The organism is Dietzia maris (assembly GCF_014144855.1).
Lineage (GTDB): Bacteria > Actinomycetota > Actinomycetes > Mycobacteriales > Mycobacteriaceae > Dietzia > Dietzia kunjamensis.
Map to the genome: position 1 here is coordinate 1 of NZ_JAALDN010000192.1, position 5,056 is coordinate 5,056.

A 5,056-nucleotide genomic window follows, 5' to 3' on the forward strand; every position below is an offset into this window, starting at 1 on the left:
CGGCTCCACCATGGCCGGGTACGCCCGGGCGTGGCTACGGGACGGGTCCCCGCTGGCCTGCGACGCGCTCACGGTGTCGCCCTACCTGGGCGTGGGAGCCCTGGACGCGGCGTTCGAGGCGGCGGCCGGCACCGGCCGGGGCCTGTTCGTCCTGGCCCGGACCTCCAACCCCGAGGCCGGGCCCCTGCAGGGCTCGGCAGGCCCCACCGGCACGGTCGCCCAGTCCGTCGTCGACGAGGTGGCCCTCCGGAACGCGGGCGCCGGGGATGATGCACCGGGGTCCTTCGGCGTGGTCGTCGGGGCGACGGTGACCGACCCCCCGAGGCTCGACGAGCTCTCCGGCCCGGTCCTCATGCCCGGGGTGGGGGAGCAGGGCGGCACCCTCGCCGACGTCCGCAGGATCGCCGGGCCCGCGCTCCCGCTCACCCTGGTCAACGTCTCGCGGCACGTGCTGCGCGCCGGGCCGGACGTCGACGCGATGCGCGCGACGGTCGTCGAACTCGCCGCACAGTACAGGTTCTCCGACGACTCCTGAGTCACCGCGTTCCACACGGGTGTACCGGCGTCCCACCGGTGACGGCCGCCCGGAGCCGGGCTCGCGGGAATCGGGCGGTTCGCGTCGCGCCCCCGGACGGGCGGCGCTAGGGTGCCATACAACCTCGAACCGTCAATGCGCAGATCAGACGGGGTGCCACAGCGGGACCCCGTCTGGTACCCGGCCGGTCGGCCGCGTACTGTTGCTGAGGTCATCAGGCCCGGAGCCGTGGAAGTCCCCCTCGGGGGCGGCGGAACCGCCCGGGTACGGTGAGCACGAGGGAGCGCCCGCTCCCGGAGGTGTTCCGCAGCCCGCGGACGCGCCGGGGCCGGTCACCGCACACCAGGCGGGGGTGTCCTACGGTGGACATCCGCGTGAGTCATGAGACACACACGAACGAGACGGAGGAATTGTGGCCCTTCCCCAGTTGACCGATGAGCAGCGCGCTGCTGCTCTGGAGAAGGCGGCTGCCGCCCGTCGCGCCCGGGCTGAGCTCAAGGAGCGCCTGAAGCGTGGCGGCACCGACCTCAAGCAGGTGCTCAAGGATGCCGAGAGCGACGAGATCCTCGGCAAGATGAAGGTCTCGGCGCTGCTCGAGGCCCTGCCCAAGGTCGGCAAGGTCAAGGCTCAGGAGATCATGACCGAGCTCGAGATCGCGCCGACGCGTCGTCTGCGTGGTCTCGGTGACCGCCAGCGTCGCGCACTGCTCGAGCGGTTCGACTTCACGGTCGACTGATCGACGCATGAACACACCGTCATCCGGGGCCACCCCGGAGACGACGGCGAAGAGGGGCCGGCTGATCGTCTTGGCCGGCCCCTCCGCCGTCGGGAAATCAACCGTCGTCGCCCGTCTCCGCGAGTGCGTCCCCGACCTCTACTTCAGCGTGTCGATGACCACACGGGACCCGAGGCCCGGGGAGGTCGACGGCCGCGACTACTACTTCGTGTCCACCGAGGACTTCCGGAAAGCGGTATCCGAGGGTCGGATGTTGGAGTGGGCGGAGATCCACCGCGGCCTGCAGCTCTCCGGGACCCCCGCCGATCCGGTGCACCGCGCGCTCGAGGCGGGACGACCGGTCCTCATCGAGGTGGACCTCGCCGGGGTGCGCCAGATCCGCGAGTCGATCCCGGAGGGCAGGACCGTGTTCCTCGCCCCGCCGTCGTGGGAGGAACTCGAGGTCCGGCTGCGTGGCCGGGGCACCGAACCGCAGGACGTGGTGGACCGCCGACTCGAGACCGCGAAGGTCGAGATGGAGGCCCGCGGAGAGTTCGACGAGGTCGTCGTCAACGACGAACTCGAAAAGGCCGTGGACGAGTTGGTATCATTGCTGGTCGGCCGCGACTAGCGGCGAGCCCAGCGTCACCAGGGTGTCATCGACGACACCGACCCCAGGCAGTACCCCAGAGGAGAACCCATAGTGGCCACCACCGAAGCCGCAGCGGCCACCCCGCTGTACGACACCCCGATCGGCATCACGAACCCCCCGATCGACGAGCTGCTCGAGCGGGCGTCCTCGAAGTACGCACTCGTGATCTTCGCCGCCAAGCGGGCGCGCCAGATCAACTCGTACTACAACCAGATCGAGGAGGGCATCCTCGAGTACGTCGGCCCGCTGGTCGACCCCGGGCTGCACGAGAAGCCCCTGACCATCGCGCTGCGTGAGCTGCACTCCGACCTGCTCGATTGCGCCGAGGGCGAGTGAGCCCCTCCGGGGACGACATGCGCAGCCCGCGCGTCGTCGTCGGAGTCGGCGGCGGGATCGCCGCCTACAAGGCATGTGGCCTCATCCGGTTGCTCACCGAGTCCGGATGCCACGTCGACGTCGTCCCCACAGAGGCGGCCCTGCGATTCGTCGGGTCCGCCACGTTCGAGGCGCTGTCCGGGAACCCGGTGTCCACCGGGGTGTTCTCGGACGTGCCCTCGGTCCGCCACGTCGCCCTCGGGCAGCGGGCGGACCTCGTCGTCGTCGCTCCCGCCACCGCGGACCTGCTGGCCCGCGCGGCGAGCGGGCGGGCCGACGACCTCCTCACCTCCACACTCCTCACCGCGCGGTGCCCGGTCCTCCTCGCGCCGGCCATGCACACCGAGATGTGGGAGCATCCCGCGACGCGTCGCAACGTCGACACCCTCCGGGGCGACGGCATCCACGTCATGCCGCCGGCGTCCGGCCGGCTCACCGGCGCCGACACCGGCGCGGGGCGACTACCGGAGCCCGCCGACATCGCGCGGTTGGCCCGGCTCCTCCTCGACGGCGGATCACTGGCGTGGGACCTCGCCGGCACGCGCATCGTCGTCACCTCCGGAGGTACCCGCGAGGAGATCGACCCCGTGCGCTTCCTCGGTAACCGCAGCTCGGGCAAGCAGGGCCACGCGATCGCGGCGGTCGCTGCCGCCCGGGGAGCCAGGGTGACCCTGGTGACATCCTCCGATCTGCCCACCCCGCCCGCGGTCGAGGTCGTCCACATCGAGTCCGCCCTCGAACTGCGGGAGCAGACGCTGCGCGCAGCCGCGCGGGCGGACGTCGTCGTCAAGGCCGCCGCCGTCGCCGACTTCCGGCCGACCGACGTCTCCGATTCCAAGCTCAAGAAGGGCAGCGGATCGGAGCCCGCGGAGATCCGCCTCCGGCGGAACCCGGACATCCTCGCCGACCTGGTCTCCGCGCGTGCGGCGGGAGACGTCCCGGCCGACTGCGTGCTCGTGGGTTTCGCCGCCGAGACCGGGGACGCGTCGGGCACGGTCCTCGAGCACGGCCGCGCCAAGCTCGCCCGGAAGGGGTGCGACCTCCTCGTCGTCAACGAGGTGGGACGGGACACCACCTTCGGACAGGACGTCAACGGCGGCTGGATCCTCGACTCGGGCGGCGGCGAGACGGCCCTCGAGCGCGCCAGCAAGGACCTCCTGGCCGACCGTCTACTCGACGCGATCGTGGGGATCGCTCGCGGGCGGACCGGGCGGAGTGACGCAGACCGCACCGACTAGTCTGTCCCCACGCGATCGGCAACGATCACACGCGATCCCACCATGGAAGAGAGAACCACTGTGACGCAGGCACGTCGGCTGTTCACCAGCGAGTCCGTGACCGAGGGGCATCCGGACAAGATCTGTGACGCGATCTCAGATTCGATCCTGGACGCGATGCTGGAGCAGGACCCGGCGGCCCGCGTGGCCGTGGAGACGATGGTCACCACCGGCATGGTCCACGTGGCCGGCGAGGTCAAGACCACCGGTTACGTGGAGATCCCGCAGCTCATCCGCGACAAGATCGTCGAGATCGGTTACGACTCCTCGGACAAGGGTTTCGACGGCGTCTCCTGCGGCGTGTCGATCTCGATCGGGCAGCAGTCGCCGGAGATCGCCCAGGGCGTGGACACCTCCCACGAGGCCCGAACCTCCAGCGACTCGGTCGAGGACGCCATCGCCCGCCAGGGTGCCGGCGACCAGGGCCTGATGTTCGGCTACGCCTGCTCGGACACCCCCGAGCTCATGCCACTGCCCATCGCGCTGGCCCACCGCCTCTCGCGGCGGCTGACCGAGGTGCGCAAGGACGGCACGCTGGCCTACCTGCGCCCGGACGGCAAGACCCAGGTCACCATCGAGTACGACGGCGACCGCGCGGTCCGGCTGGACACCATCGTCATCTCCACCCAGCACGCCGACGGCATCGACCTGGAGACCACCCTGCGCGACGACCTCACGCAGCACGTGATCGACCCGGTCCTGGCCGAGGCCGCCGGCGGGATCGACACCGCCGACTTCCGGCTGCTGGTCAACCCGACCGGCCGGTTCGTCCTCGGCGGCCCGATGGGCGACGCCGGCCTGACCGGACGCAAGATCATCGTCGACACCTACGGCGGCATGGCCCGCCACGGTGGCGGCGCCTTCTCCGGCAAGGACCCGTCCAAGGTGGACCGCTCCGCCGCCTACGCCATGCGCTGGGTCGCCAAGAACATCGTCGCCGCCGGCCTGGCCGAGCGCGTCGAGGTCCAGGTCGCCTACGCCATCGGCAAGGCCGCCCCGGTCGGACTGTTCGTCGAGGCGTTCGGCACCGAGAAGGTCGACATCGACCGACTCCAGCAGGCGGTGACCGAGGTGTTCGACCTGCGGCCCGGTGCGATCATCCGCGACCTGGACCTCAAGCGTCCGATCTACGCCCCCACGGCCGCCTACGGACACTTCGGCCGCACCGACATCGACCTGCCCTGGGAGCGCACCGACCGCGTCGACGAGCTCAAGCAGGCCGCCGGACTCTGACGCCGTCACCCCGTGTGTCGTAGCGGGGTGCGAGGATCCCGCACGTGACCACCACGCGCCCAGCGACCCGGGTCGCGGCGGCCGATGCCCCCGTGGCCCGGGTCCTGCCGTTACTCGGGGTCTTCCATCTCGACCGGGAGTTCGACTACCTGGTCCCCGAGTCACTCTCCGCCGAGGCGGTCCCGGGGGTGCGGGTGCGGGTGAGGTTCGCCGGGCGGCTGGTCGACGGTTTCCTCGTCGAGCGGCGCGCGCAGACCGATCACCAGGGG

7 protein-coding genes are annotated in these 5,056 nt (G+C 71.2%); all 7 read left to right on the plus strand.

Annotation, left to right across the window (positions count from 1 at the left end; all coding sequences use genetic code 11):
• On the plus strand, nucleotides 1–535 hold a 535-nt coding region (gene pyrF, locus G6024_RS06970; protein WP_159148358.1), incomplete at its 5' end, for an orotidine-5'-phosphate decarboxylase.
• 412 nt (nucleotides 536–947) lie between these two features.
• Nucleotides 948–1,271, plus strand: coding sequence for an integration host factor, actinobacterial type (gene mihF, locus G6024_RS06975; protein WP_007631925.1), 324 nt, complete (start codon nucleotides 948–950; stop codon nucleotides 1,269–1,271).
• A gap of 7 nt (nucleotides 1,272–1,278) precedes the next feature.
• Entirely contained in the window at nucleotides 1,279–1,881 is a 603-nt protein-coding gene (gene gmk / locus G6024_RS06980) for a guanylate kinase (protein ID WP_067717960.1), read from the plus strand.
• Nucleotides 1,882–1,953: 72 nt separating this feature from the next.
• Nucleotides 1,954–2,238, plus strand: a complete 285-nt coding sequence (gene rpoZ / locus G6024_RS06985) for a DNA-directed RNA polymerase subunit omega (protein WP_061228655.1) — start codon at nucleotides 1,954–1,956, stop codon at nucleotides 2,236–2,238.
• A 17-nt stretch (nucleotides 2,239–2,255) separates the two neighbouring features.
• Entirely contained in the window at nucleotides 2,256–3,515 is a 1,260-nt protein-coding gene (coaBC, locus tag G6024_RS06990; RefSeq protein WP_132061499.1) for a bifunctional phosphopantothenoylcysteine decarboxylase/phosphopantothenate--cysteine ligase CoaBC, read from the plus strand.
• 42 nt (nucleotides 3,516–3,557) lie between these two features.
• Complete coding sequence (gene metK / locus G6024_RS06995) at nucleotides 3,558–4,787, plus strand: methionine adenosyltransferase (protein WP_119192948.1); 1,230 nt, start codon at nucleotides 3,558–3,560, stop codon at nucleotides 4,785–4,787.
• 44 nt (nucleotides 4,788–4,831) lie between these two features.
• Nucleotides 4,832–5,056: primosomal protein N' family DNA-binding protein (locus tag G6024_RS07000; protein ID WP_478213480.1), on the plus strand; the 225-nt coding region annotated here is incomplete at its 3' end.